Origin of the sequence: Bacillus sp. FSL K6-0994, from assembly GCF_038630815.1 — a bacterium.
Classification (GTDB): Bacteria; Bacillota; Bacilli; order Bacillales; family Bacillaceae; genus Bacillus; species Bacillus safensis.
In genome coordinates, this window is the sequence record NZ_CP152043.1 from 2,176,175 (window position 1) to 2,201,988 (window position 25,814).

The following is a 25,814-nucleotide window of genomic DNA, read 5'->3' on the forward strand; positions in this document are numbered from 1 at the left end:
AAGGTGTCCCCTCCTTACTTCATCATCATGGTCAGGTTACCCGCAGTAATGATGACGGTAATGCTTAAAAAGAACATGAGCGACACAACAGCAAGTGCGGCAAATATATACAGCACACTTTTTGAAATGACATCAAGACAGCTGATGATGGGTCCGCCTCCTAACGGCTGAAGGATGGCAGCAGCAAGCTTATAGATAAGGGCTAACGAAAGTACTTTAATCGCCGGGAAAGCGGCAATTGAAATCAAAATGGCAACTCCAACTAGTCCGACTGTATTTTTGAGTAAAACAGAGGCGCTGATCACGGTATCGGTCGCATCTGTAAACATTCTGCCTAGGACAGGGATGAAGTTTCCGGTAATGAATTTGGCTGTACGAAGAGCGATTCCATCCGTAACGGCCGCAGATGCACCCTGAACGGAAATGACGCCGAGAAAAACGGTTAAAAAAACGGCAAGCCCGCCAATTGCCACATTTCTTAACAGCTGGGCAAGCTGGGTGACCTTGTATTGTTCGGTCAGCGTACTGATAATGCTCAATATTGCAGATAAAAAGATCAGCGGGAGAACGACATACTGAATGAAAACACCGCTCGTGTTCATTAAAAATAAAATAACGGGATGAAAGAATCCGGCTGAGACAAGCCCGCCTGATGAAGCAATAAGCGCTAGTAAAAGAGGAATAAGAGCAAGAATAAAACTGGTCATCGTTTGAATGGCTTCTGTGGCATAAGAAATCGCCACATGAAAGCTGTTTAGTGCAATAATAATCAGCACCATATAAACAAGAGCATATGCGACTTTGCTGACGGTGCTTTGTTCAAAGGCATTTTGTAAAAGCTGCAAAAGCGAACAAAAGATGGTGAGTAAAATCAGAGTACCTAGGAGCTTTCCGTTTGCAATGACCTCGTGAAACAGATAATGTACAAAGGCTTTCAGCCATGTTTGGGGAGACAGCTCTTTATCGCCGTCAATCATTTCCTTCACTGTGCCCTTTTGGCTTTCTGGCAAAAAGCCGCCATACTCGTCCAAAATGGTTTCCCAAAAGTCACTGATGGAATGAAGCTCAAGTGCATCAGCCTGTCCATTCGCCACTTCCTGTGCTGCTGGCTGTTCATTAGATAAAGGTTCTTTTTCTTCTGCTCCTGCATGCGGAGCAATCAGCCAAAAGAAAAGCATCAATCCCATTACAGCGGTCACCTGCTTCATTGTCATCACCTCTTTTCATTTACGTCATGGACGGGATCATTCCTAAGATCGTCTCAATGATGACAGTTAAAATCGGGACTGCCATCACCAAGATGAGGATCTTGCCGCCTAGCTCTATTTTGGATGCAATGGCGCCTTGTCCAGCATCCTTTGTCAGCTGAGCGCCAAATTCCGCAATATAGGCAATGCCAATAATCTTCAATATGGTTTCAACATACTTCATATTGACGCCCGCACTTGCTGCAATTTTTTCAATCATCGAGATAATGGCATAGATTTGATCAATTAAATAAAGAAAAATCACACATCCGGTAAACACAACAAGCATAAAGGCGAAGGTTGGCTTTTGTTCTTTGACGATTAATGCTAAAAAAGTAGCGATTAAACCAAGTCCAACAATTTGTATGATTTCGATTTGTAAGCCCTCCCCTATCCTTGAAATAGAAATACGGCTTTAATCTTTTTAAACAAATCGTCTACAATGGTTGCCACCATAAACAAAATGTAGATAAACCCAAGCAGCGTCACCCATTGAGCGTACTCTTTCTTCCCCATTTGGTCTAAAATCGTATGGAGAAAGGCCACGACGATGCCTACTCCGGCAATTTGAAAAATGACGTTTACATCAACGCCCATGCTCTCGACTCCCTTCCTCTCACATCAATAAAAGAATCAGTAGTAATCCGCTTAAAAATCCGAGGCTTCTGACCATTTTTTCATTTTTCGCTTGGGCGATTTCAGCTTCTTTCTCCTCTGATTCCAAATGACCTAAAGCAAGCTTGATATACTTTTGCTGAGAAGTGACATCATGCTGGCCAAGTGTTTCTCCAAAGTGTTTCAGCGCCTCATATTCGCCTTTTTTCAATACGGTTTTTTTCCAAACATCCTCAAGACTTTCGTTCCACGCATGACGTGCAGAAAAGGTCCCCACTTTCAGCTTTTCTGCAAATTGTTCAAACAGCTGATTCACAGGTGGACCTACCTGCGCTGCAATTTGCTCTGCCGCCCGTGCTAAAGGGGTTTGACCATACATAATTTCAGCTTCAAGAGACTGGAGAGCAAACCGCAGCTGCCGAATTTGTTTAGGTCTGTCGCTATATCGTTTGGCAAACTCGAATCCTCCCCATGTCGTGGCCGCGACAATGAAAATAGCGCCAATGAGCTTTAACATACGTCCACTCCCCGCCTCCATTTCATCTCTTTGCCGTCCCCGGCGTACATCCGCCCGATCGTGCCAGGCCCATTGTTTCGATTTAATTCAACATATCGTTCAAACACACGAAGCTCCCATAACGGTTTAAATGAAGGTCGTTTATATACATCTTCAAGTGAATAGCCATGAGCTGAGACGATGATGCTGACTCCGGCATGAATCGCTTCTAAAAGTGCCTCTACATCCTCACTTTTTCCGATTTCATCGACAATCATGACCTCTGGGCTCATAGACCGAATCATCATCATCAACCCTTCAGCCTTTGGACACGCATCGAGTACATCAATCCGGTGGCCAAAATGGTGCTGCGGCACCCCTCTGATACATCCAGCGATTTCAGAACGCTCATCAATAATGCCTGTTTTTCTAGGAGGGATTGTCTTTGTGCCGGTACTAGCAAGACGTGCTATATCCCGGAGCAGTGTGGTTTTCCCCGTTTGCGGGGGACCGATGATGAGTGTATTGTGCCAGTGCTCTTCATATAAATAAGGAAGAAAAGGAAGCGCAATTCCGATTTTTTCTTTGGCAATGCGGATATTAAATGAAGAGATATCTCTTAACCCTTTGACGAATCCGTTTTCAACGATCACCTTTCCTGCAAGTCCCACCCGGTGTCCGCCAGATATGGTGATATAGCCCTGTTTTAGCTCTTCCTCAAGTGTGTACATGCTGTAATTGCTCAGCCTGCCTAATAGCTGAGACGCATCTTCCCAGGTGGTGTGATAAGAAAGGAAACGTGGTTTTCCTCCCTGCATCAATTCGATAGGACGATCCGTGCGAATGCGGATTTCTTCTATTTGCGCCCATTCTGCCTCTTTCAGCAGCCTGAGTTCTTGTCCAATCGAGTGCGGGAGAATATCCAACAAACTCCGCAACGAATTCCCCTCCTTTTTTTCTTCTCTAAAATGTATGATGTGAGCCGTTAATTATGCCAAGCCGTTTCACTTATAGATCCCAACAAGAATAAACACGACACCAATGAAAATGAACACGAGCTTTGCATAGGATAGCTGCCCGGCAATTTGATAGATTCCAATCGTCATCGTGATAATAAAAATGAGCGGCCCGATGATTGCCAATATACTATTGATGACTACCGCTTTCCGTACATCATTTGTGATTAAAATAAGGATGGCTGCCGTCAGTTCAATGGCGGCGGATAAGAATCTCATGCCTGCCATTGCAGCGACTGACGGGTGTAGACCTGGGAGAAATTGTTTCATATAGAACCTCCAGCTTTTTTTACACTATATGCTTGACCAGCTGGAAGTAGTCTTGTTTTTCAGGAAGGAAGAGAGATGAATGAGAGAATTGAGAGAAGGCCTGTCTTGAGGAGTCATTTTTCCAATAAAAAAAGACTGTAAACACGAGGTTTACAGTCTTTTTTCGTTCATTACGCTCTTGAAACGTATGAGCCGTCAGATGTATTAATCACTAGTTTATCTCCTTGGTTCACAAAGAAAGGAACGTTGACGATTAAACCAGTTTCAGTTTTTGCAGGTTTTGAGCCGCCTGATGTTGTGTCACCTTTAATACCAGGCTCTGTTTCTACTACTTCTAGTTCTACTGTGTTTGGAAGTTCTACTCCAAGTGTTTCATCACCGTACATCACGATTTGAACAGACATATTTTCAAGCAAATATTTCAGCTCATCTTTAATTTGTGCTTCACTTAGTTCAAGCTGTTCATAAGAACTTGTATCCATGAAGACGTGCTGATCGCCATTTGCATACAAGTATTGCATTGTTTTTGTTTCGATTTGTGCTTTCGCTACTTTTTCGCCTGCGCGGAATGTTTTTTCTTGAATGGCACCTGTACGCAGGTTACGCAGTTTCGAACGAACAAACGCTGCGCCTTTCCCTGGTTTTACGTGCTGAAAATCCACTACTCTCCAAATACCGCCGTCCACTTCAATTGTCAGGCCAGTACGAAAATCGTTTACTGAAATCATTTTGTCATCCTCCTACATTTCACCATCATAATATGATAAGTTCTTTCGGTGAGTGGGTCAATCGTTTATTGCCGTCAGCTGTCAGGACAATATCATCCTCAATTCTCACGCCGCCGACATCTGGCAAGTAAATCCCCGGCTCAACTGTGACGACCATTCCCTCTTCTAAGACGACCTCTGATCGTGAGGAAAGGCCTGGCGCTTCATGTACTTCCATACCTAGCCCGTGCCCGGTTGAATGCCCGAAGTATTGACCATAGCCATACTTTTCAATGATGTCTCGTGTGATGCGATCAGCTTCTTTTCCTGTTAAGCCTGGCTTGATTCTATCCACACCAACGTTTTCTGCTTCTAATACGATATGATAAATTTCCTTTAGCTTGTCGCTTGGTGTTCCGACTGCAATCGTTCTTGTCATATCAGAACAATAGCCTTTATAGTAAGCACCGAAATCGAGTGTCACTAAATCACCAGATTCAATCACCTTTTCACTCGCTCTTCCGTGAGGCAGGCTTGAACGAACACCTGAGGCTACTATCATATCGAATGAAGATCCTTCAGCACCTTCTTTTCTCATGAAAAATTCAAGCTCGTTCATGACAGCAATTTCCGTCAGGCCCGGCTTGATGTAAGTGAGAATATGATCAAAGGCGTGATCTGCAATCTTCGCAGCTTCCTCTAATATCTTAATCTCTTCACTAGACTTAATCAAGCGCAACTTTTCAACTGATTCAGAGACTGGAACAAGCTCTATACCGCCTGCTTTGGCTGCGTACTGCTGGTACGTGGCAAATGTCATATGGTTTTGTTCGAACCCAAGGCGTTTCACTCCAAATTCCTTTGCCGTTTGAGCAGCCGTTTCCACAATGTTTCCTTTATGTTCAATGATGTCATAGCCTTTGACTTGATCCTTCGCTTGCTCTGTATAGCGGAAGTCCGTGATAAAAGCTGCCCGGTCCTTTGAAACGACAGCAAGACCGGCTGATCCGGTAAAGCTGGTCATATATTGTAAATTAAAACTGCTTGTAATGACAAGGCCATCGATCTCTAATTCACTTAAAAGTGTTCTTAGTTTTTCAAGTTTCATGATACTGCTCCCCCTTCACTGACTAAATAACGAATCGCCAATTTATACCCTTCTAAGCCAAGCCCAACGATTTGCCCTTGGCATACTGGAGCAAGTACAGAATGATGACGGAATTCCTCTCTCTTATGAACATTTGAGATATGTACTTCAATGACTGATAAAGAAATACTTGCAATGGCATCTCTCAGCGCATAGCTGTAGTGGGTAAATGCACCCGGGTTAAACACGACACCATCGTACTGATCTTCTGCTTCATGGAGCGCATCAATCAAATCCCCTTCGTGATTTGATTGAAAGAACGTTAATTGGATGTTTGCTCGTTCTGCAAACTGGAACAAATCCGTCTCTAAATCTGTCAGCGTCTTACTTCCATAAACAGCAGGCTCTCTTTTGCCAAGCCTATTTAAATTGGGTCCATTTAGTACAAGAAAATGAGGCATATGACCACTCCTTCACCCTAATTCAATCTATATCAAGATCTGTTTCTTTTTCCTTAGAAACCTTTCGTTTCCAAAAATATTTTATCATATGAATAGGTGATTTACACTTTATTCTGTCTTTTTCCCGAGTGCCCTCGCAAGCTTCTGACTCGTCAATTCATTATATTCAAACGAAATGCTGTACCCGACAAACATGCCGTATAAAATATATAGGCAAAATGTCGTGACAATGGTGCTTTGCTGCAACTCTTGTACTTGCTTTACATCTGGGAAAATGGGATTAAATACGTAAAAAACGAGCAGCCATAAAAGCCCGCCATATACTAAACCCATCCAAAAGCCTTTGATCCTTTTTAAAAGCCCAAAATAAATAAAGGCGGCTCCAATCGATAAAATTCCTAACAGCACAATACTGATAAAAGTACCAAGTCCTCCCTTTTTCCATTCTCCAAGTACAAATGGCTGAAGCAGCATATTGGGACTCACCTCTGAAAAATGAAACACATGGGTCAGAAACCCGATAAAGCCCCAAAAAACACCGCCGACAAAGCCTGTAGCAGCCGCTCTTGCCACAAGTGATGTCGTTTGCACGGACTGATTTTTTTCTTCTTGGTTTTTCTTTTCATCACGTTTCATTTGTGAACACCTCCAGCAAGTAGTATGTCCAAAATGTCATGAAAAAAAAGGATTTCCATGCGTGAGTGTAAAATTTTTAAAACAGGGTATACTGGCTAAAAAGAGGTAGATAGAATTCTAGTAGATAATCGACCTGTGAGCTAGTGATTTCCCCTCATTTCCTGTACAATAAAGGTATAAGGAAATGCATGTAAATTACAGGAAACAGGCAGGTTGATGAAATATGTCCAATCAAACAAAACCTCCAGCTTATGGAGGGCAGGCAGTTGTCGAAGGTGTCATGTTCGGTGGTAAGAAGAACTATGTGACAGCGATTCGGCGAAAGGACCAGTCCATTGAGTTTTTGAAGCTTCCCCGGACCTCCAATAAACGAACCGCCTTTCTCAAGAAAATCCCCTTTGTCAGGGGTGTTGCTGCACTTGTTGAAGCAAGCGCAAACGGCAGTAAGCACTTAAACTTCTCCAGTGAGCGATATGACTTAGATCCTTCTGAAGATCATACTCTTGAAAAAGAACAAAAAGGCTCGAAATTATCCATGATCTTCGGCATTGCTGTGATCGGAGTTCTCTCTCTACTCTTTAGTAAATTTGTCTTTACCCTGGTACCTGTCTTTTTAGCAGAGCTTGTGCGCCCCATCTTTTCAGGGAATTTCGCACAAATCGCAGTGGAAACATTCTTCAAATTGGTCCTTTTATTAGGCTATATTTACTTTATTTCCATGACCCCTTTAATTAAAAGAGTATTTCAATATCATGGGGCAGAACATAAAGTCATAAACTGCTATGAACAGAACCTTGACATCACAGTGGAAAATGTCCAAAAGCAATCCCGCCTGCATTATCGATGCGGCAGCAGCTTTATTTTATTCACTGTCATTGTCGGGATGTTCGTCTATTTACTCGTACCGACAGATCCTTTATGGGTGAGAGTTCTGAACCGCTTGGCACTTATTCCGGTTGTTCTGGGCATTTCATTTGAAGTGCTTCAGCTCACGAACAAACTCCGAGAAGTGCCTGTGCTTAAAGTGCTTGGCTATCCTGGCCTTTGGCTGCAATTGCTCACAACAAAAGAACCTTCTGACGATCAAGTCGAGGTAGCCATTGCAAGTTTTAATGAACTTCTTCGTTTAGAGGAAGCGTCACTGAAACAAGCGTCAGATTCTGCTCATCAAGTGATCTAACTTATAAATCCGGTAAATTCCTTCGGAGGTGGACAGTTATGAATCGCCGAGTACATCCTGCTTTTACCATTATTTTCGCTTTAGGTGTTTTGGGGTTTGTGTACTTACTCACAACGAACCCAGGCAGACTTTTTACCATGCTGCTGTCTGTTGTGATCGTTGGAGCGGCTCTATTTTTCCTATTTAGATGGCTGATGAATCGAAGAACTGGAACAGAGGGTAATCTTTATCGTAAAGCAGTCAAACAATCAAAACGTCGCTACCAGCAGCCTAAACCAAAAACGAAAAGCCAGATGAAAAATCGGGTCACTCATCTGCGAAGCGTGCCGACTGACCACAAGTCTAAGCCCGTCCTTCTCAAAAAGAAAAGCCAAACACATTTGACTGTGATTGAAGGCAAGAAAAACAAAAAGAAGAATCGCGCCTTATTTTAAAATGTCCAGCTTTTTAAAAATTGCTCGGCCTTCTGTCTGCCTAGATCGACGAGCGCCTTTTTCTTTTCTGTCATGAGTTGAAAATCAGTGGCAATGACGTGTTCTACAGGAATAAAAATAATATGACGTTCGTGTTTTGTGGCGATATGTCTTTCGTCATGAGCACCACGCATCGTTTCAAAAAGAGCGCCAAACAGTTCAAACGCATTGCGGATGGAGTGTTGAGGGCGTTCTTTTTCGTTTGGCGTTAATGTGACACCGACGAACGGTCTTTTTTTCTCTTCAGCAAACAGCCAAATTGGAAAATTGCTCAGCACTCCTCCATCTACAATGGTACAAATGCCTTTTGAAGACTTCAGTTTGACAGGTTCGAAAAAATACGGCAGGCTGCAGCTCATTCGAATGGCCCTCGCAACGGAAAACCGCTCTGGATTTAAGCCGTATGAAGGAAGGTCGTCTGGCAGCACAAGGATTTTTCCATTCGTTAAATCGGACGCAACGATTTTCAGCGAATCTTTTTTGAGGTCTCCAAACACGGTGACCCCTTTTCGTTTTAGCACATCGGTCAGCCATTTTTCCAGCCGGTCTCCTTTATAAAGACCGAGACGCCAGTAAATGGATACCCACCTGAGCATTTTAAACGGGATGAATTGACATCTCCTATCAAGCAATTGATGCTCATCCATTTCGTCTAAAAGCGTGCGAATTTCCTGGCTTGTAAAACCTGCTGCGATGAGTGAAGCAATGATTGCTCCAGCACTTGTACCAGCAAGACGGACAAATTGAAATCCTCTCGCTTCAAGCGCTTCATAGGCACCTGCAAGCGCTGCCCCCTTAATGCCTCCACCTGAGAACACACCATCTATCTTCATCAAGGAGCCCCCTTTGATTTCACGCTAATAATAGTGTAGGAGCTTTTGCTTTCAATTAGAACTTTAATCAAAAAGGACACCCATGCTGAGGGTGTCCTTTTTGATTAAGATTCTTGATTTGTTTGTTCGTTTTTCTTTTGAATCGCTTTCAGCTGAACAGATCGCTCATCGTTTTCTTCAAAAAATTGAACGAGATCGCCGATGCGGTCAATGCTGTTCCAGCTGAGATGATGTTCAATGCCTTCTACATCATCATAAATTTTCTCTTCATCTACACCAATGATTCTTAAAAATTGCTCTAGCAGTTCATGTCTGTATACGAGACGTTTTCCAATTTTTTTGCCTTTCGGGGTTAAAATTAGACCACGATACTTCTCATAAATGAGGTATTCATCTTTATCTAGCTTCTGAACCATTTTTGTTACAGAGGAGGGATGGACAGCGAGTGCTTCTGCAATATCAGAGACTCTGGCATATCCTTTATCTTCTATCAGCATATAAATTTGTTCAATGTAATCTTCCATACTAGGTGTAGTCATAAAACCCCTCCATAATGCACCTTTACTTAATAATCAACCCAATTCTACACCATCGTTCATTAAAAAACAAGGAGTGTCCTTCGGCTTAACGCTTGTAATTCCAATCATCTGAGGCATATTTCGTTTTTGCGAGATGATGGACAAACGCTAATTCTTCATCTGTCAGCTCATAAGGTTCAAGCTCAATATTTAATCCTTTTTCAAACCCTCTTTTAAACGCAGCACGCGCATCGTCTATTGTACATGTTCGGCCTGAGATTTCATTGATGGCAACCGCTTTGTTTTTAAAGCTTCGCTGCATCCGCTCTCTCACCCGGTCGTTTGGATAAAGGAACAAATCGAACAATTTGTCCTCATCAAGATCAATTAAAATAGATCCATGCTGGAGAATGACACCTTTTTGTCTCGTCTGAGCACTGCCCGCTACCTTTCTGCCTTCTACAACAAGCTCGTACCAAGAAGGGGCATCAAAGCATACAGATGATCTTGGGTTCTTTAAGCTTTCCTTTTCTTTATCTGTACGAGGAATGGCAAAATACGCATCGAGTCCCAGCTCTTTAAAGCCCTCTAAAATGCCTTCTGAAATAACGCGGTACGCCTCTGTCACCGTCGCTGGCATTTCTGGATGTTCCTCTGACACAATCACGCTGTAGGTCAGCTCCTGGTCATGAAGTACTCCCCGTCCTCCGGTTGGTCTGCGGACAAATCCAAGACCATATCGCTTGACGGCTTCTAGGTTGATTTCTTTTTCAACGTTCTGAAAATACCCAACAGATAATGTCGCCGGATCCCATCCATAAAAGCGGATAACAGGCGGGATGAGCTTCTCGCTATGCCAATAAAGCAAGGCTTCGTCCATTGCCATGTTAAAGGCAGGGTCTTGGTTTCCTGAATCAATGAAACACCATTTCTCTTTTTGCATATAAAATCCCTTCTCTTTTACGTAGTCAATGTTAGATGATGGTGGTGACCACCGGTTTTCTCTCTTCATCAGTCTATCAAATAGGGACGGAATTGAAAATAATTCTTACCATTTATGATGACAAGTTTCTTATGCTTTACTATAATAGTATTTGTCTAAAACGTACCATCAGACAGGCTACTGTGCTGATGCTCAAGAAGGAGTCGAGTTGTATTGTCAATATTCAACTATATCGTCCTCTCACTTTGTGGACTTTTCGTTCTTTATTCCATCGGCAGCTACATTTATCAGCAGCGCATTATGAAAACGCTGACGGAAGAAGAATTTATTAAAGGTTACCGCAAAGCCCAGCTCATTGATGTGAGAGAGCCAAATGAGTTTGAAGGCGGACATATTTTAGGGGCAAGAAATATCCCCCTTTCCCAGCTAAAGCAGCGCAAAAACGAAATACGTCCTGACAAGCCTGTTTATCTCTATTGTCAAAATAATTTCAGAAGCGGAAAAGCAGCCCAAACTTTACGTAAAAATGGCTGCCGTGAGATTTATAATTTAAAAGGCGGCTTTAAAAAATGGGGCGGCCGCATTAAAACGAAGAACTAACTAAAAAGACTCTGGGAGCATGATTCCCCCTGAGTCTTTTTTCTTTATTTTCTTTCAAAAACGAGAACTGGATTCCGTGCGGCCTTTGTTTCATCCATACGTTTGACAACCGTTGTATGCGGCGCTTCCTGCACCACTTCAGGATTCTCTTCTGCTTCTTTCGCTATCTGAATCATTGCTTCGATGAATGCATCAAGTGTTTCTTTTGATTCTGTTTCAGTCGGTTCAATCATGATACATTCCTCTACATTGAGCGGGAAGTAGATCGTTGGCGGATGATAGCCGAAATCAAGTAATCGTTTGGCAATATCCAGTGTCCGCACACCTAATTTTTTCTGACGTTTACCTGAAAGAACAAATTCATGCTTACAGTGACGATCAAACGGCAAATCATAATGAGCACTTAAGCGGCGCATCATATAGTTCGCATTTAACACGGCATTATCGGTTACAGCCTTTAAACCGTCTGGCCCCATAGAGCGGATGTACGCATAAGCTCTGACGTTAATGCCAAAGTTGCCATAGAATGGCTTCACGCGCCCAATTGATTCTGGACGGTCATGATCAAAGTAAAAACGGCCTTCCTTCTTCACAAGCACTGGCTTTGGCAAATAAGGAATTAATTCCTTTTTAACGCCAACAGGACCTGAGCCAGGACCTCCGCCTCCGTGCGGGCCTGTAAAGGTTTTATGAAGATTTAAGTGGACAACATCAAATCCCATATCTCCTGGTCTTGCTCTGCTTAAAACAGCGTTCAAGTTGGCTCCGTCATAATAAAGCTTACCGCCAGCTCCGTGAACGATTTCAGCCATTTCTAAAATATTTTCTTCAAAGAGGCCGAGTGTATTCGGGTTTGTAAGCATTAAAGCAGCTGTTTCTTCATTAACAACGCGGCGTAAATCTTCTAAATCAACAAGCCCGTTTTCGTCAGATGCGACGGTAATGGTTTCAAATCCAGCGACTGTCGCAGATGCCGGGTTCGTTCCATGAGCAGAATCAGGCACAATGACTTTTGTACGCTGATGATCTCCCCTTGCTTCATGATACGCACGGATCATCATGAGTCCCGTCCACTCGCCATGTGCTCCTGCCGCAGGCTGTAATGTCACAGCGTCCATTCCCGTAATTTCTTCAAGATGTTCACCTAGATCGTATAGTAATTCTAATGCACCTTGCACAGTGTCTGCCTCTTGTAGCGGATGAACCTGTGAGAACCCTGCAAGCCGTGCAACCTTTTCATTAATCTTTGGATTATATTTCATCGTGCATGAGCCAAGAGGATAAAATCCGGAATCGACCCCATGATTGCGTCTTGATAATGCTGTATAATGACGCATAATATCAAGCTCAGATACTTCAGGAAGCTCAGCTTCCTCATCACGGATGTACGTCTCATCAAATAAAGACGGGATCTCCTGTTCAGGTACATCTAAATCAGGCAGGCTGTACCCAATTCTTCCTTCTTTAGATAATTCAAAAATAAGCGGCTGATCTTGTTTATTCATGGCGATCCCCCAATTCCTTGATAAACGTATCAATTTCTTCTTTTGTTCTTAGCTCTGTCACGGCTACAAGCATGTGCTGCTGAAGCTCTGGGTAGTCTAGCCCCAAGTCGTAGCCGCCGATGATTCCTTTTTCAAGCAATCGTTTATTGGCTTCTTTCACAGGCTCCTGTAGCTTGATCACAAATTCATTAAAATGAGCTCCTTCTACATCCGCCTGCAGTCCATATTTTTCTGCCTGCGTCTTGGCATAATGGGCTTTTTGCACGTTTTGATAGGCGATATCTTTTATGCCTGTTTTCCCTAGTGCCGTCATGGCAACAGAAGCAGCTAATGCATTTAATGCTTGGTTTGAGCAAATATTTGACGTCGCTTTATCTCTTCGAATGTGCTGTTCACGCGCTTGAAGAGTCAGGACAAATCCACGAACACCATTTTCATCTTCTGTCTGCCCGACTAAACGACCTGGCACTTTTCTCATCAACTTTTTCGTCACGGCGAAATATCCGCAGTGAGGTCCGCCAAATGCAGCCGGGATGCCGAACGGCTGCGCATCACCAACGACAATATCTGCCCCGAGTTTTCCAGGAGGCGTCAATAGTCCGAGTGCGAGGGGATTGCTAGAGACAATGAACAGGCTTTTTCCTTTATGTGCAATGGGTTCAATGTCTTTTAACGGCTCGACTACACCAAAAAAGTTTGGATATTGCACGAGAACTGCTGCTGTATCATCGCAGACCGTCTTTTCCAATGCAGCTAGATCTGTCTGCCCTTTTTTCGCAGGCACTTCAACAACTTCAATGTTTTGTCCTTTGGCGTATGTTTTCAGCACCGCTCTTGATTCAGGGTGAACCGTTTCAGAAACAATCACTTTTTTCTTCTTTGTATGTCCCGCAGCGAGCATTGCCGCTTCAGCAAGTGCCGTCCCGCCATCATACATCGAGGAGTTGGCAAGATCCATACCGGTCAGCTCAGCAATCATTGTTTGAAATTCAAAGATCGCTTGCAATTCACCTTGCGAAATCTCCGGCTGATAAGGTGTATACGCTGTATAAAATTCAGAGCGTGAGATCACATGATCGACAATGACAGGCTGGTAATGATCATATACACCTGCACCAAGAAACGATGCATAGGAAACTGTATCCTTATTCTTTGCAGCTAGTCGGGATAATTCCCTGACAAGCGCTGTTTCAGATGCGGCTTCTTTGATGTTGTATGCTCCTTTGAATCTAACTTTCTCTGGGATATCTGAAAAAAGCTCATCAATCGACTGAACGCCGATGACATCCAGCATTTCTTTTTGATCTTGCTCTGTTTGCGGCAAATACCTGTGCTTCATCCTCTATTCCCCCTCGTTATTTGGCTCTTTTATAAAATGGTGTTGCGACGATTTTGGCTTTTAGACGTTTTTTGCGAACTTGTACTTCCACCTCTGCCCCAAGCTCTGCCACTGAGGTTTCGATCAAAGCAAGCCCGACATTTTTCTTTAATGTTGGGGATTGAGTGCCCGTTGTCACAATCCCAACCTGCTTTTCTCCTGAAAAGACTGGATAATCTGTACGCGGTATCCCTTTATCGATCATTTCAATGCCGACAAGCTTTCGTTTCAGCCCCTCTTCTTTTTGTTTTTTAAGTGCAGCTTTTCCGATAAAATCAGCTTCTTTATCCGTTTTGACAGCAAAACCAATGCCGCCTTCTAATGGAGAGATATCCTTTGTCAGCTCCTGGCCGTAAAGCGGAAGTCTTGCTTCAAATCTCAAGGTGTCACGTGCACCGAGTCCGCATGGAATGAGTCCTTTTGGCTGCCCCGCTTCTAATAAAGCTGACCAAAGGTGGACCGCATCTTCTGACTGGCAGTAGATTTCAAAGCCGTCTTCCCCTGTGTAGCCTGTTCTGGAAACGAGCACTTCTTTATTTGCGACCTCAGCTTTTGATAAAAACGTAAATGGCTTAAGCGATGTCACCTCTTCATCTGCCACCTCTTTGATGATGTCAGCTGCAAGAGGTCCTTGAAGCGCTAGCAAGGCGGTTTGATCAGAAATATTTTTGATCAATACATCATCCTTCTCTTGGTGCTTCAATAGCCAATCCACATCTTTATCGATATTTGATGCATTGATGACAAGTAAATAGTGATTCTTTTCTTTTTGGTAGACGAGCAGGTCATCTACCGTTCCGCCATCTTCATAACACATGGCTGTATATAGTGCCTTACCGTCTGTCAGCTTAGACACATCATTGGTTAATAACCTTTGTAAAAATGGAAGGGCATCTTGACCTTTGACGTCCACCTCACCCATGTGAGACACATCAAAAAGCCCTGCTTTTGTTCGAACAGCTTCATGTTCTTCTTTAATGGAAGAAAATTGGACAGGTAATTCCCAGCCCCCGAAGTCAATGGTTTTTGCGCCAAACGTTTCATACGCATGAAAAAGCGGTGTTCGTTTCAACATCAATCGTTTCCCCCTTTTTTCTTACAGTGCAAATGCAAGCTGAATTTTCAGAAAAAAATCACAGCAAAAAAGGACAGAGCGCTCCCTTTTATCAAAAAGAAGTCTCTGTCCTTGCACCTGAAAGTTTACAGCACAATATCCTTGTGCGTTTTCCCCTTTGGTGGTTTGCTAAAACTCTTAAGCAAACACTCTCCAGAGTTGCGTCCGGTAAGAGTACTTTTGCCTGAGAGATTCACTGAATCATTCAGCTTGCTCCTTCGGCGCCTGCCAGTGCAAAATAACCGCCAAGTCTCTCCCCATACCATCATCCGCTCATATTTTTCACATTTATTGGACATACTATCAAAATGGGTGACTTATTTTCTAGATCACTTATCAACATCCTACCATTAGAAATGGATGAAGAGCAACAGAAAAATCATTAACATTTTTAAAACAACCTTTCGATATCGTTCGCTTTTATTCATATATCTAGTCTTTTAGAGACCTCTTAAAAAATGAAGCGTTTAAAAACAGAACAATTTTATCAGACCCTACTAGAAAGAAAGGCAGGCGACCACATTGAATATTCAAACGATTTTTGATCAGGAATGGGCAAATGAATTTCAGCAGCGGCTTTCAGCAGACGGCCCCTGGGCGAACTGGGATATGTATCGTTTAGCGACGCAGGTTCAAAAAGTCACAGCCATTGATTCATTCGAGGGGCTGCAAGCTCCCGCGCACCTGCCTGCATTCACACCTTTAAAGCACCAGCTCGAAGTAGCCAGAAGAGTCGTAGAAGAAATGAATGGGAAAGCCATTCTAGCAGATGAAGTGGGACTTGGAAAAACCGTAGAAGCAGGACTCATTATCAAAGAATACATGATTCGTGGACTTGCCAAAAAGATTCTCATTCTCGTCCCCGCCTCCCTTGTGTCTCAGTGGGTACAGGAGCTGCGGACGAAATTTTATATTGATGCTGTTGAACAAAAAAAGAGCTATGTGTGGGAGCAGTGTGACGTTGTGGTTTCCTCCATTGACACCGCCAAAAGACAGCCGCATCGAGACACGATTTTATCGATTGCGTACGATATGGTCATTATCGATGAAGCACACAAACTGAAAAACAATAAAACGAAAAACTATGAATTTGTGAGAAACCTGAATAAGAAGTTCTGCCTGCTGCTGACAGCGACACCTATTCAAAACCGGATCGGAGAAATATTTAATCTCGTTTCCCTTCTGAAGCCAGGCCACCTAGGAAATGAACATCAATTTAAAGATCTCTTTGCCAAAAAGGACTTGCAGCTTGAAGACCATGACCGATTAAAACAGCTCGTCAATAAAGTGATGATTCGAAACCGAAGACAAGACACAGGCATCGAGTGGACAAAACGGCATGTCAAAACGATTTCCATTGATTTCTCTCCGACAGAACAAGCATTGTATGATGAAATCTGCAAGCTGAAAGAGAATCCGTCTTATACAAAGCATATGTTTTCCATTATGACCTTGGAACGAGAATGCTGTTCAAGCCGTGAAGCGGTTTATATGACGATTAAAAAAATGCAGGAAGAAGAAAAGCATATTCTCGGATCTTCTGCTATAACGCAAATTATGGAGAAAATCAATCAAGTGGAGCAAAACTCAAAGGCGCTTGAAGTGGTCAAACTCATTCAGCAGTTAAATGAGAAGGTCATTATTTTCACCGAATACCGCGCCACACAAATTTATTTACAATGGTTTCTACAGCAAAATGGCATCAGCTCTGTGCCATTTCGGGGCGGCTTTAAGCGGGGCAAAAAAGATTGGATGAAAGATTTATTCAGAGAACGGGCGCAAGTGTTAATTGCGACAGAAGCTGGCGGCGAAGGGATCAACCTTCAGTTTTGTAACCAAATCATCAACTACGACCTCCCGTGGAACCCGATGCGTTTAGAACAGAGAATTGGACGTATCCACCGCCTTGGCCAAGAGCGGGATGTGCACATTTACAATATGTCAACAAACGGAACAGTTGAAGAGCATATTTTAAAGCTTTTATATGAGAAAATTCAGCTGTTTGAAAACGTCATAGGCGATTTAGATGATATTTTAACGAGAATTGATATTGAAGATGTCGAAACAAAGTTGCATCAAATCCTCTTCCAGCATGAATCAGGCGGAGACATGAAAAAGAAATTAACCCAGTTTGCTTCTTATTTAACTGAAGCACAAACACCACTTTTAGAAAAAAGACAGCAGGGCTCATAAAGGAGAGTTGATCAATGGAGCAGCATGACATTCACACCTTTCTTCTCCGTTTTTTCAAGGCGAATCAATGCAGCATATTAGAAGAAAGTGCAGGACATATGACCGTACAGCTGACAATCGAAATGGATAAATTAATTATGAACCGTCCTTTTTATTGGCACTGGCTTGAAAAAACTGGCGGTGTACCTGAACCGCGGCAGTTGACATTCATCACAGATCAAAAAAAAGCGGGTGATACGACCAGTGGTGAATTTATCCATTTCGGCTCCCCACGGTTATTTCAAATATTTGAGGCGGTCAAAGAGCAGGGCCGTTTTATCCGGCTTTATGAACGAGTCAGCCCGCTCACGAACAACCAGATCGCCCTTGAGCCATGGCTTGGTCTCAATGTAAAAATCTCTTATCTGGCAGACCGGAAGAAGGATAAGCTTTTATCATTAGGCCTTCATCTCATTCGCGGAGAAGTCATTGAACAATTTCAAGAGAAGCTGGAAGCTCGTGAGCTGTCATCTCAAATTCCCGATTATTGCTTTACGATGAGTACAATGATTAAGCCAGAAAGCGGAATCAAACGGCTCTACAGCCTCATGGAGCGTTATGCCCATGAAGAGCCAGATGACTGGGCAGTGCGAGCCGTTCAAAAATGGAAGGAAGACTCCGAACTTTTAAACCAATTTTATGAAGGGACTTCAGACAAATCTGTAGAATATGAAATAGAAAGACAAGCACTTAAAACTTTATATGAACCAAAAATCAGTCTTACGATTGAAAATGGCGGACTTTTTTACTTACAGCAAAAAAGAGGAGGTTGACTCATGGTCCCCCTCCCCTTTTATGTGACATACAATTTTCGATCAGTCTAAAGCAAAGTTTGTCTGTTTGTATTGGGCGGAAACATGACGCAAGCAAACTATGAGGTCTTACCACCTATGTCTTTCCATTTCATGCGTTAAGTGCCTGAAATACATGATTCAGTATTTTAGGAGGGGTATTTGTATGGAAAAGAAAACGAACAAATTAGACAGTGAATGGATTCAATTATTACGCGAAGCTCGCAAGGCAGGACTAACAGTTGAAGAAGTCCGTCATTTCCTCAAATCAAATGAAAAGTCCTCTGAGTCTCCCCCTCTGGTAAGAAGTCATTCTATCAAACCTTTCTGAATGTGCTATAATATCGAAAGGAAGGTGATGACATTGATTGGCCAGCGTATTAAACAATACCGCAATGAAAAAGGCTACTCACTATCAGAACTGGCCGAAAAGGCTGGGGTAGCGAAGTCTTATTTAAGCTCAATAGAAAGAAACTTGCAAACAAACCCCTCCATTCAATTTCTTGAAAAAGTCTCCGCTGTTCTGGACGTCTCGGTTCATACACTTTTAAACGAAAAAGATGAAACCGAATACGATGGTCAATTAGATAGTGAATGGGAAAAACTAGTTCGAGATGCAATGACATCAGGGGTTTCGAAAAAGCAATTTCGTGAATTTTTAGATTATCAAATCTGGAGAAAAAAGCAAGAAGAGGAGTAAAGCGCACGTTTTAGCGCATACTCCTCCAATTGCTATGCAGACCTTGATATCAGCCTAAAGACTGGCTTTATTTTTTATCTTCGCTGTGTGCTTTTTCGTTTTCTTTCACGTAGCCTTTTTCATCCGTATGCTTTTTTGGATTGATCGTTAAACCATTCCACTGAGTCGCTTCGAAGGAAAGATCAATTTGAATCGCATCGCCTTGGTATTTATTTTGGATATAGTGACCAGCTTTATCCTTCGTCTGGTCATTGATAAATTCAATGATCATTTCCACTTTATCGTAATCAAACGGATTCTTTGGAATGCCGTCATACTCTGGAGCCACTGTTCCATCAACAGTTGCTACATTAATTTTCCCACTTTCATGTAAAAACTTCTCATCGACGGCATGACGAAGCTTTTCAAATGCGGTCTGATCCTGTTTTGACGTTAATTGATGCAAGTCAAGCAGGTTTGCATGGTCTAAAATAATATTTTTCGGATAACCATTTCCACCTTCGGCTCCAACCGTAAGAACACTCACCTGAAACTGGCTGAGAAATTCTTCAGCTGTATTTTTACCGCCATTCTTCGCGGAAGATCCATCTGTAAACTGGCTATAATCAAGACTCATCAGCACTTGGTTTATCGCTAATGATCCCTTATTATCAAAATGAAATTCTTTCTTGATCCGATCACCAGGTTTTAAGTTCGCAAGGTTGATGGCGCCGGAGTTCTCTTTAGCAGATAAATCCAGCTCTCCTGTTGAGTAGACCGCGTTTGCCTTTTCAATATCATTAAACGCCGCCCATGTTCCCCCGCCAATTAATGCAAGACCTAAAGCCCCTGATAATACACCTAAACGAATTGATTTCTTCATTGCCATGAATAATAAACCCCCTAATTTATTGTTTTATTGAAACCTGATTAGGTTACAAACGATTTAAGCTTGTTCCTCTTTCATATGTACATCAGCCGTGTGTCTACGATGTTTCGCTGCGCCCACAAAATGAATGGTTGAATAAACGAGCAGCATGACACCTGGTATGATAAGGAGTAAAGCAGTTCCAGCAGATGTCCCTGCATATGAAAGAAGCTTACCCGCATAAGGAATGTTCACTCCCATATACTGCGCAGTTACCTGATCCGCTTTTACCAGCGTGCCGTCCTGAGACATATTGTTGTCACCCTTCGTCTCAAACGCTTTATATGCACCCTTTCCCTTCACCCCAACAATTCGGTGGGTCACAAAGGACTGATCCTGCTTTGTTTGAAACGTAATAATATCTCCTTTTTTGAGCGTCTCAGGTGAGGCGACCTGTTTTACGACAATTAGAGACCCAGCTGAAAATTCTGGTTCCATCGAACCTGATAATACTTGCTTCAATTGATAACCGAAGATCTGAGGTTCTCCTCCTGTTGTTCTTGATGACAACACGACAATAATAGAGGCTATCATCACCGTGAACACCATCACATAAAGAATACTCCCAGACATCTTCATCCATTTTTTCATAACCCCTTCTCCCCTTCGCCTATCATTTTTTCCCTTTAAAAGACAGCTCCATTCAGGACGCCTTTTCTTGACACTTTGAGAGCACCATCGGTTTCGACCAAAAGTACGCCTGATCAGATGCGTCAAACCCTTTAGGATAATAGATTTTAAATGCATAGCTTCCATTTGTTTTTGCTTTATCTGTCGTGACAGTCGCTGTTTCTTGCGACAACAGGGACTTTATGGAGCCCTTTTCAAGAATATGACCATCTTGTAATGGCTTCTGATCATTTCCTATTTTATGTAATTCCCACTTCCATTCAGAGTACGCAATAGGCTGTCCACTATTTTTTAGTGTCATGCTCAGTTTTTGAGGTGCGCAGACTGTTCCTTCGATCATCGTTTGATCGATAAGCTCCAATTGACTTTGATCCCATTTTTTAGGCTGACAATGCTGATCTGTCTGTTCAAAATTTCCACATGTTTTCATGACAAAGTTTTTGTGCTCGACATCGTTAAAAGAAGCATTTGTTGGTGTCATGATGGAAGACGTCAAAATCAAACAAATGGCACAAAAGAGTACAAAGAGCGACTGTTTCATTCATTCCTTCAACTCCTTGAACTTTTGTTCTTTAAAAAGAACGATTATATACAGTATAAGGAAATACCTATAAAACCCAAAACGTCAAATTAGTCCATTTTGTTCTTAAACAAGAACCATTACGAGAAAATTCTCCCATTTTCTCATTTTTTCACCATATTCAATATTTTTTTGTGTGACATTTGTACTTCTTAAAACTTACATAAAAATGTAGGATTTGGTCAGGATATGAAGAGGTGAGGTGATGTTAAGTGCAATATGGAAAAATCATAATCATGCTCAGTTTACTGCTGAGTCCTATGATGCTAGAGTTCAAACCCGTTGATGCGAGAGGTTTGACTGCCGCCGCAGATCAATGGGAAACGCGGGCAGTCAAAGAAGCAAAAAAAAGATACCCGCTAACGCAAGTATTATTTAAACAAAAAGTATGGGACCGCCACCGCGATAAGGAATCTGTGAAGCAGTATCATATTACGTTAAAAGACCATACAAAGGAATTTGGGGTGTTTGTCACCATTTCCTATAATCCTTACTCAAATAAGGTGAATAAAGTGATTGTTGTGGAGGAATACAGCTAAAACGGCATAGAAAAACCGCCTGCTGGGCGGCTTTTTACTTTCGTCGATGGCGCTGGCGTTTTTTAAGCATCATGGATAAGCCAAACGGCAGAACCCCAAATAAACGCTGTGAAAACGGCGGTTTCGTTTCTATTTTTTCTTGTTTGTGTTCCTTCCGTTCGTCACGTGGTGTATTCATATATTTAATGATTTCCTGCGTCATATATTTTACATAGTCATTTGTTTTCAAGCACTTTCACCTCTTCTTCCTTCAAGTCTTACCAGGAAGAGGATGATTTTATACACTGGCTAATCAGGATTTGCCCATCTCATGATTTCACCGGTCTTCCAATCCAGCATCAGTTCACGCTCATCGGATAAACCATCTTTTGTTTTCACCTTCACCAAAACAAGGACAAGCTTTTTCTTAAGATCGCATTTCATCCGCTTCAATGTCACACGGCCTTCTTCAGTATCAATATGGGTTTTCTGTTTCGCACAAATACGTTCTACTGTGCTGGCAGCTTCACTCACACCCACCCTAAAAAGCTGCTGTTTTTTATAAAAAGAAATCGTCAGCTCTGCACTTTTCAGTTCTTTTTGAAACCCCATCGTTATCGACCCTAGGATCAAGAGAAAAAATAAAATCGCCGAAAGTACATGCGGATAGATAAACCCTTCCTCTCTTTTCACGATTTACGAACCACTCCTTTATATGTGAAAAAAACGGCTTCATACACTTTACCAGATCCATCTGTGACTTTAAGAATCGCTCTATGCTGACTCGTTCTCACGTGAAATTGTTTCACCTTGTGCAATAAAGGAAGATGTCCAGCCTGATCCGTTCGTTTTCGAAGCATTTCTTGGTATGGCTCAATTGTTACCACTCGCCCTTGATCGGAAATATACTCTAACACTTTTCCTCCTTTCACTGATTTCACAGCATCGGCACGACTTAATTCCTCTTCTAATTGCAGGACAGTCTGTTTCCACTCCATTTGGGAAAATCCGTTGATGTCTTCAAATGGACGAGCTTTCTCAGCTGCTGAAAAGATCAGCCCACAGCCAAAAGAAAGAAATAGAAATAGCTGCAGCTGCCACAAAGCTTGTAAAAGGGTAAAAGCTTTGTCATCGCTCCACATGCCGAAAGCATATGGTCTCTTTTTTTTGTACTTTGTATGAAACACATCCCTTCTGTTTACGCCAATTGAAAACATATATGATCTCGCCTCTCTTCTTTTTGATGGAAGATGTTGTCCCATTTATGAACGCTTCATTCATCTGTTCATGTAAAACCTGATATGCATCAAGCTTGGCTCTCACTTCCTTTTTCCCCATCATGAGTTTTTCATAGGCTGGCATGAGCACTAGGGCAGCAAATAGAAAGAGATGACAGGCAAACAGCGTCTCAAACGTACTAAATCCTCTATTGTTTTTGAACATGAATTCGCCCGCTTCCTAAATAAATCGTCAGTTTATACGATTGACTGCCAAATTCGACAATGAGAGATCCACCGCTGCTTGGATGTCCCTTTGCATTAAAATAGATACCTTGCGAGAATGTAGAAGTTTTGATGCTGCCCTTTTTATGCTGATAAGAAGCAATGACTTCGTTACTCTTTTGATCTATTACCTGATAAGATACATGCGGCGGATGAATCCCAACATGTACACGTGTTTTTTTGATAAATGCAGTATATGATGCCAATTGAAGATCTTGTTTCATGAGGTTTACTTGTCTTTTGGCTTCAGCGCTCTCTATTATATTTGGGATTTTCCCTCCCATAATCGACAATACAATCGATAAAACAAGTAAGATCATCAGCTGTTCAATCAGGGTAAAACCCTTCTCATGTAAAAATAATTTATTCATGCTTCACGTTGCCGTTTTGAATGACAATCGCTTTTCCATTAGGACAAGTTAATCCTTTTTTGACATAACCTTCTTTTTCTAATTCAGCTAAAGATGGCGTCTTCCCATCATGCTCCAATTCATATGCCATCACTTGTGTGCTGACCATTGATTTAAGCCCTTCACAGCCCTTTGCCTGAATAGCTTGGTGATGACGTGTAATATTCGGTATGGTAATGAGTAAAAGAATGGATATTACAAGCATGACTATTAACATTTCTAACAGGGTAAATCCTTTATCATTCATGACTCTGTCCTCCTTCTTACACTTGCTCCATTAGTTGATACATTGGTAAAAGAATAGATAAATACACGATGAGTATAAGAAGTGCTGTTACCCCATAAATAACCGGCTGCAGCCAAGAAATCCATTTTTCAATTTTTAGCTCTGCATTCTCTAATAGAAATTGGCTGTACGTGTACATTTCTCTCGCAAGCATTCCACTGGCTTCACCATGCTTGATGATGGCTGCAAAATGTTTTTCGAAGAAAGGAGACACGCTTACTTGATGGGCCATGCTTTCTCCTTTTCTTAACTCTTCCATCATTTGTTCACCTATTTCTTGAAGAAAAGGCAGGTAGCTTTGCTGTTTAAAAGCTTGCAAACCTTCGTACATCGATAACCCAGCCTGAAGCAGTCCGCTGAGCTGAAGAGAAAAAAGGTACGTATGCATCAGCTGCATCCCTTTATATAAAAAAGGCAGCTTGCTCATCACCCTCAATTTCTCAAGGGTCGACTTTTTCCTAAAAAAAACAGCATAATATCCAATAAGACAGATACACAGACAACTAGTGATGAGCAGAAAAGCATGAAGGAATTGAAATAGTCCAAACATCCCTTGAATCAGCCAAGACATGCGGGTATCCATCGATGAGTACAAAACAGAAAATTGAGGAATGATCATTTGCTGAACGAGTACCAGCACGACCAAAACCGTGAAGATGAGGAAAAGCGGGTAACGTAACATACGTTTAAACATGTCTAACTGTTTGATTTTTTTCTCTAAAAAACGGGCGCTTTGTTCTAAAGCACGGGCTAGACTGCCATGCTTCTCAGAAAAACATAGTATAGCGATGACTTCCCTCTGAAAATGGAGTCTCTCCAGCACTACATAAAAAGGCTCGCCTTCGTGCAGCCACTGAATACCTAGCTTTAATTGCTGCCGCTGTTGTTTTGATAACTGGATATTCACCATCACCAATGCCTCAATCAATGTATATCCAGCCTGAATTAATTGAGCCAGTTTTGATAGGCATTCAGCTTGATCCTTTTTAGACCATACTTTAGAGGCTCGCTTCTTCATAAACCCAGCGATGGTAAGTGTTTTTTGATAAATAGCCGAGTGCCACTCCTTTACGAATTAATCTTTGCAGTGTTTCATATGACGAGTGAGCATATTCTCCTTTAGCCTCCTTGATACACTCACCAAGCTCTTTTCCGAACAGCAGCTCAAATACATTTGTTCGTCTGATCGGTCGATTTAATTTACAGTAAAGCTGACATCTTTCTCCGCAAAAAGGACAGGTGAGCTCGATTAATCGCTGGGCAGCAATCGCAACCATTGTTTGTTCAAGTTCATTCATCGTCACACCAAATTCAAGCATACGATAAAGGGCTCCTTTTGCATTTTTTGCATGGAGCGTACTCAATACTAAATGGCCTGTCAGTGCTGCTCTAATCGCCGTTCTGGCCGTTTCAGCATCTCTTATTTCTCCTAGCACAATCACATCTGGATCATGTCTTAAAATAGCGCGTAATCCAGCGGCATACGTGATGCCGGCTTTTTCATTCACTTGAACCTGCAGCACTTCTTCATTCCTTGTTTCGACAGGATCTTCAAGGGTAATAATATTTCGGTTAAAATTCTTTTTTGCAAACTGAATCAATGAATATAGTGTTGTTGTTTTCCCTGAATTTGTTGGCCCAGTAAATAAAATGAGTCCATGCGAGTGGTTTAAAAAGGATAATAATCTGGCTGAGGCTTTCGGAAATAATGATAGATGTTTTATTTTCGGAACATGATCCTGCGGTAAAATTCTAATCACTAAGCTCTCATCATTCACTGTCGGCAAGGTAGACATCCGAATAAACACTTGACCGTTTCTTAGCATCACAGCTAGTGAGCCATTTTGCGGCCTCCTTTTTTCCCCGATATCCATAGAAGATAAAAACTTAAAATGTGCAATAAGCCTCTCTCCGCTTTTTTTATCAATGGTTCGCTGCTGGATTAAATCTGAATCAACACGAAATGACACCGAAGCTTCCTTTTCTTTTGGCACAATATGCACATCAGAAGCCCTCATGCGGCATGCTTCTTCTAGCAGCTCTTGCCTTAAATATTCAATCCCATACAAGTGGATCACTCCTTTCTCTGATCACATTGTAGAATGGCGGAACGTGAATGACAAAAGAGCAATTTATGATTTTCATGACTAATCAATGATGAAAACCCTCAACTCACGAT

The 25,814-nt window shown here is 42.1% G+C and carries 35 protein-coding genes and 1 riboswitch; of the genes, 8 read left to right on the forward strand and 27 right to left on the reverse strand.

Features of this window, described 5'->3' with window-relative positions; translation table 11 throughout:
- Nucleotides 1–14: 14 nt before the first annotated feature.
- The 10 genes from spoIIIAE to MHB69_RS11190 all read right to left on the reverse strand — a co-directional run bounded on the left by spoIIIAE (nt 15) and on the right by MHB69_RS11190 (nt 6,535).
- Nucleotides 15–1,208, reverse strand: coding sequence for a stage III sporulation protein AE (gene spoIIIAE / locus MHB69_RS11145; protein ID WP_061109344.1), 1,194 nt, complete (start codon nt 1,206–1,208; stop codon nt 15–17).
- Between the two features lie 19 nt (nt 1,209–1,227).
- A complete protein-coding gene (gene spoIIIAD / locus MHB69_RS11150) occupies nt 1,228–1,641 on the reverse strand; it encodes a stage III sporulation protein AD (RefSeq protein WP_087978339.1) in 414 nt (137 codons plus the stop codon).
- On the reverse strand, nt 1,638–1,844 hold the full coding sequence (spoIIIAC, locus tag MHB69_RS11155) for a stage III sporulation protein AC (protein WP_003153142.1): 207 nt from the start codon (nt 1,842–1,844) through the stop codon (nt 1,638–1,640). The genes spoIIIAD and spoIIIAC overlap by 4 nt, the downstream gene beginning before the upstream one ends.
- Nucleotides 1,845–1,863: 19 nt before the next feature.
- Nucleotides 1,864–2,379 (reverse strand): stage III sporulation protein SpoIIIAB, encoded by a 516-nt coding sequence (spoIIIAB, locus tag MHB69_RS11160; protein ID WP_024428003.1) that lies wholly within the window; start codon nt 2,377–2,379, stop codon nt 1,864–1,866.
- On the reverse strand, nt 2,373–3,296 hold the full coding sequence (gene spoIIIAA / locus MHB69_RS11165; RefSeq protein WP_342495561.1) for a stage III sporulation protein AA: 924 nt from the start codon (nt 3,294–3,296) through the stop codon (nt 2,373–2,375). The genes spoIIIAB and spoIIIAA overlap by 7 nt, the downstream gene beginning before the upstream one ends.
- Nucleotides 3,297–3,362: 66 nt before the next feature.
- The gene (locus tag MHB69_RS11170) at nt 3,363–3,644 is read right to left on the reverse strand and encodes a YqhV family protein (protein ID WP_024422953.1); all 282 of its coding nucleotides are present in this window, start codon (nt 3,642–3,644) and stop codon (nt 3,363–3,365) included.
- Between the two features lie 170 nt (nt 3,645–3,814).
- Entirely contained in the window at nt 3,815–4,372 is a 558-nt protein-coding gene (gene efp / locus MHB69_RS11175) for an elongation factor P (protein WP_007501192.1), read from the reverse strand.
- A 25-nt stretch (nt 4,373–4,397) separates the two neighbouring features.
- Nucleotides 4,398–5,459 carry a Xaa-Pro peptidase family protein gene (locus tag MHB69_RS11180; protein WP_342495562.1) on the reverse strand — a complete coding sequence of 354 codons (1,062 nt, stop codon included), beginning with the start codon at nt 5,457–5,459 and terminating at the stop codon, nt 4,398–4,400.
- The gene (gene aroQ, locus MHB69_RS11185) at nt 5,456–5,899 is read right to left on the reverse strand and encodes a type II 3-dehydroquinate dehydratase (RefSeq protein ID WP_034280247.1); all 444 of its coding nucleotides are present in this window, start codon (nt 5,897–5,899) and stop codon (nt 5,456–5,458) included. Before aroQ ends, MHB69_RS11180 begins: the two co-directional genes overlap by 4 nt.
- Nucleotides 5,900–6,007: 108 nt before the next feature.
- A complete protein-coding gene (locus tag MHB69_RS11190) occupies nt 6,008–6,535 on the reverse strand; it encodes a YqhR family membrane protein (protein WP_034280245.1) in 528 nt (175 codons plus the stop codon).
- Nucleotides 6,536–6,758: 223 nt separating this feature from the next.
- Between MHB69_RS11190 and MHB69_RS11195 the strand changes: the two genes are divergently transcribed.
- Both MHB69_RS11195 and MHB69_RS11200 read left to right on the forward strand, forming a co-directional pair.
- Nucleotides 6,759–7,715, forward strand: coding sequence for a DUF1385 domain-containing protein (locus tag MHB69_RS11195; RefSeq protein WP_039179902.1), 957 nt, complete (start codon nt 6,759–6,761; stop codon nt 7,713–7,715).
- Nucleotides 7,716–7,753: 38 nt separating this feature from the next.
- Entirely contained in the window at nt 7,754–8,149 is a 396-nt protein-coding gene (locus MHB69_RS11200) for an SA1362 family protein (protein WP_034280242.1), read from the forward strand.
- Here MHB69_RS11200 and MHB69_RS11205 read toward each other — a convergent pair.
- The 3 genes from MHB69_RS11205 to MHB69_RS11215 all read right to left on the reverse strand — a co-directional run bounded on the left by MHB69_RS11205 (nt 8,146) and on the right by MHB69_RS11215 (nt 10,482).
- A complete protein-coding gene (locus tag MHB69_RS11205; RefSeq protein ID WP_024422960.1) occupies nt 8,146–9,021 on the reverse strand; it encodes a patatin-like phospholipase family protein in 876 nt (291 codons plus the stop codon). The two genes, MHB69_RS11200 and MHB69_RS11205, sit on opposite strands and share 4 nt — an antisense overlap.
- 104 nt (nt 9,022–9,125) lie before the next feature.
- Entirely contained in the window at nt 9,126–9,560 is a 435-nt protein-coding gene (gene mntR / locus MHB69_RS11210) for a transcriptional regulator MntR (protein WP_024422961.1), read from the reverse strand.
- Nucleotides 9,561–9,645: 85 nt separating this feature from the next.
- On the reverse strand, nt 9,646–10,482 hold the full coding sequence (locus MHB69_RS11215) for a biotin/lipoate A/B protein ligase family protein (RefSeq protein ID WP_065214638.1): 837 nt from the start codon (nt 10,480–10,482) through the stop codon (nt 9,646–9,648).
- Nucleotides 10,483–10,701: 219 nt separating this feature from the next.
- Between MHB69_RS11215 and MHB69_RS11220 the strand changes: the two genes are divergently transcribed.
- Nucleotides 10,702–11,082 (forward strand): rhodanese-like domain-containing protein, encoded by a 381-nt coding sequence (locus MHB69_RS11220; protein WP_024422963.1) that lies wholly within the window; start codon nt 10,702–10,704, stop codon nt 11,080–11,082.
- A gap of 44 nt (nt 11,083–11,126) precedes the next feature.
- Here the strand turns inward: MHB69_RS11220 and gcvPB are convergent, their stop codons facing one another.
- Genes gcvPB through gcvT form a run of 3 tightly spaced genes read right to left on the reverse strand, consistent with a single transcriptional unit; the run spans nt 11,127 to nt 15,040 of the window.
- A complete protein-coding gene (gene gcvPB / locus MHB69_RS11225; RefSeq protein WP_034280236.1) occupies nt 11,127–12,587 on the reverse strand; it encodes an aminomethyl-transferring glycine dehydrogenase subunit GcvPB in 1,461 nt (486 codons plus the stop codon).
- A complete protein-coding gene (gcvPA, locus tag MHB69_RS11230; protein WP_061109346.1) occupies nt 12,580–13,926 on the reverse strand; it encodes an aminomethyl-transferring glycine dehydrogenase subunit GcvPA in 1,347 nt (448 codons plus the stop codon). The genes gcvPB and gcvPA overlap by 8 nt, the downstream gene beginning before the upstream one ends.
- A 16-nt stretch (nt 13,927–13,942) precedes the next feature.
- On the reverse strand, nt 13,943–15,040 hold the full coding sequence (gene gcvT, locus MHB69_RS11235; RefSeq protein WP_046311744.1) for a glycine cleavage system aminomethyltransferase GcvT: 1,098 nt from the start codon (nt 15,038–15,040) through the stop codon (nt 13,943–13,945).
- 201 nt (nt 15,041–15,241) lie between these two features.
- A riboswitch (glycine riboswitch) is annotated at nt 15,242–15,348 on the reverse strand.
- A gap of 253 nt (nt 15,349–15,601) precedes the next feature.
- On the opposite strand from gcvT, the gene MHB69_RS11240 reads away from it, so the two are divergent.
- The 4 genes from MHB69_RS11240 to sinR all read left to right on the forward strand — a co-directional run bounded on the left by MHB69_RS11240 (nt 15,602) and on the right by sinR (nt 18,802).
- Entirely contained in the window at nt 15,602–17,272 is a 1,671-nt protein-coding gene (locus MHB69_RS11240) for an SNF2-related protein (RefSeq protein WP_034280230.1), read from the forward strand.
- A gap of 14 nt (nt 17,273–17,286) precedes the next feature.
- Entirely contained in the window at nt 17,287–18,084 is a 798-nt protein-coding gene (locus MHB69_RS11245) for a YqhG family protein (RefSeq protein ID WP_342495563.1), read from the forward strand.
- Between the two features lie 184 nt (nt 18,085–18,268).
- Nucleotides 18,269–18,433, forward strand: coding sequence for an anti-repressor SinI family protein (locus MHB69_RS11250; RefSeq protein WP_075623492.1), 165 nt, complete (start codon nt 18,269–18,271; stop codon nt 18,431–18,433).
- Nucleotides 18,434–18,466: 33 nt separating this feature from the next.
- Entirely contained in the window at nt 18,467–18,802 is a 336-nt protein-coding gene (sinR, locus tag MHB69_RS11255; protein WP_024422969.1) for a transcriptional regulator SinR, read from the forward strand.
- 67 nt (nt 18,803–18,869) lie between these two features.
- Here the strand turns inward: sinR and MHB69_RS11260 are convergent, their stop codons facing one another.
- Genes MHB69_RS11260 through tapA form a run of 3 tightly spaced genes read right to left on the reverse strand, consistent with a single transcriptional unit; the run spans nt 18,870 to nt 20,880 of the window.
- On the reverse strand, nt 18,870–19,670 hold the full coding sequence (locus MHB69_RS11260; RefSeq protein ID WP_034280222.1) for a TasA family protein: 801 nt from the start codon (nt 19,668–19,670) through the stop codon (nt 18,870–18,872).
- Between the two features lie 57 nt (nt 19,671–19,727).
- Nucleotides 19,728–20,300, reverse strand: coding sequence for a signal peptidase I (locus tag MHB69_RS11265; RefSeq protein ID WP_342495564.1), 573 nt, complete (start codon nt 20,298–20,300; stop codon nt 19,728–19,730).
- Nucleotides 20,301–20,352: 52 nt separating this feature from the next.
- Entirely contained in the window at nt 20,353–20,880 is a 528-nt protein-coding gene (gene tapA, locus MHB69_RS11270; protein WP_342495565.1) for an amyloid fiber anchoring/assembly protein TapA, read from the reverse strand.
- A gap of 299 nt (nt 20,881–21,179) precedes the next feature.
- On the opposite strand from tapA, the gene MHB69_RS11275 reads away from it, so the two are divergent.
- Complete coding sequence (locus MHB69_RS11275) at nt 21,180–21,458, forward strand: DUF3889 domain-containing protein (RefSeq protein ID WP_061109527.1); 279 nt, start codon at nt 21,180–21,182, stop codon at nt 21,456–21,458.
- Between the two features lie 34 nt (nt 21,459–21,492).
- Here MHB69_RS11275 and MHB69_RS11280 read toward each other — a convergent pair whose 3' ends face one another.
- The 8 genes from MHB69_RS11280 to comGA are packed head-to-tail and all read right to left on the reverse strand — an operon-like array spanning nt 21,493 to nt 25,704.
- Nucleotides 21,493–21,687 (reverse strand): YqzE family protein, encoded by a 195-nt coding sequence (locus MHB69_RS11280; RefSeq protein WP_024422974.1) that lies wholly within the window; start codon nt 21,685–21,687, stop codon nt 21,493–21,495.
- A 59-nt stretch (nt 21,688–21,746) separates the two neighbouring features.
- Complete coding sequence (gene comGG, locus MHB69_RS11285; RefSeq protein ID WP_211043251.1) at nt 21,747–22,130, reverse strand: competence type IV pilus minor pilin ComGG; 384 nt, start codon at nt 22,128–22,130, stop codon at nt 21,747–21,749.
- Nucleotides 22,127–22,654, reverse strand: coding sequence for a competence type IV pilus minor pilin ComGF (comGF, locus tag MHB69_RS11290; protein ID WP_342489525.1), 528 nt, complete (start codon nt 22,652–22,654; stop codon nt 22,127–22,129). Before comGF ends, comGG begins: the two co-directional genes overlap by 4 nt.
- Complete coding sequence (comGE, locus tag MHB69_RS11295) at nt 22,566–22,880, reverse strand: competence type IV pilus minor pilin ComGE (RefSeq protein WP_264315972.1); 315 nt, start codon at nt 22,878–22,880, stop codon at nt 22,566–22,568. The genes comGF and comGE overlap by 89 nt, the downstream gene beginning before the upstream one ends.
- A complete protein-coding gene (comGD, locus tag MHB69_RS11300; protein ID WP_342495566.1) occupies nt 22,864–23,310 on the reverse strand; it encodes a competence type IV pilus minor pilin ComGD in 447 nt (148 codons plus the stop codon). The genes comGE and comGD overlap by 17 nt, the downstream gene beginning before the upstream one ends.
- A complete protein-coding gene (comGC, locus tag MHB69_RS11305) occupies nt 23,303–23,596 on the reverse strand; it encodes a competence type IV pilus major pilin ComGC (RefSeq protein ID WP_024422977.1) in 294 nt (97 codons plus the stop codon). Before comGC ends, comGD begins: the two co-directional genes overlap by 8 nt.
- A gap of 16 nt (nt 23,597–23,612) precedes the next feature.
- A complete protein-coding gene (comGB, locus tag MHB69_RS11310; protein WP_342495567.1) occupies nt 23,613–24,653 on the reverse strand; it encodes a competence type IV pilus assembly protein ComGB in 1,041 nt (346 codons plus the stop codon).
- Nucleotides 24,634–25,704 (reverse strand): competence type IV pilus ATPase ComGA, encoded by a 1,071-nt coding sequence (gene comGA, locus MHB69_RS11315; RefSeq protein WP_041117979.1) that lies wholly within the window; start codon nt 25,702–25,704, stop codon nt 24,634–24,636. Before comGA ends, comGB begins: the two co-directional genes overlap by 20 nt.
- Between the last annotated feature and the right edge of the window lie 110 nt (nt 25,705–25,814).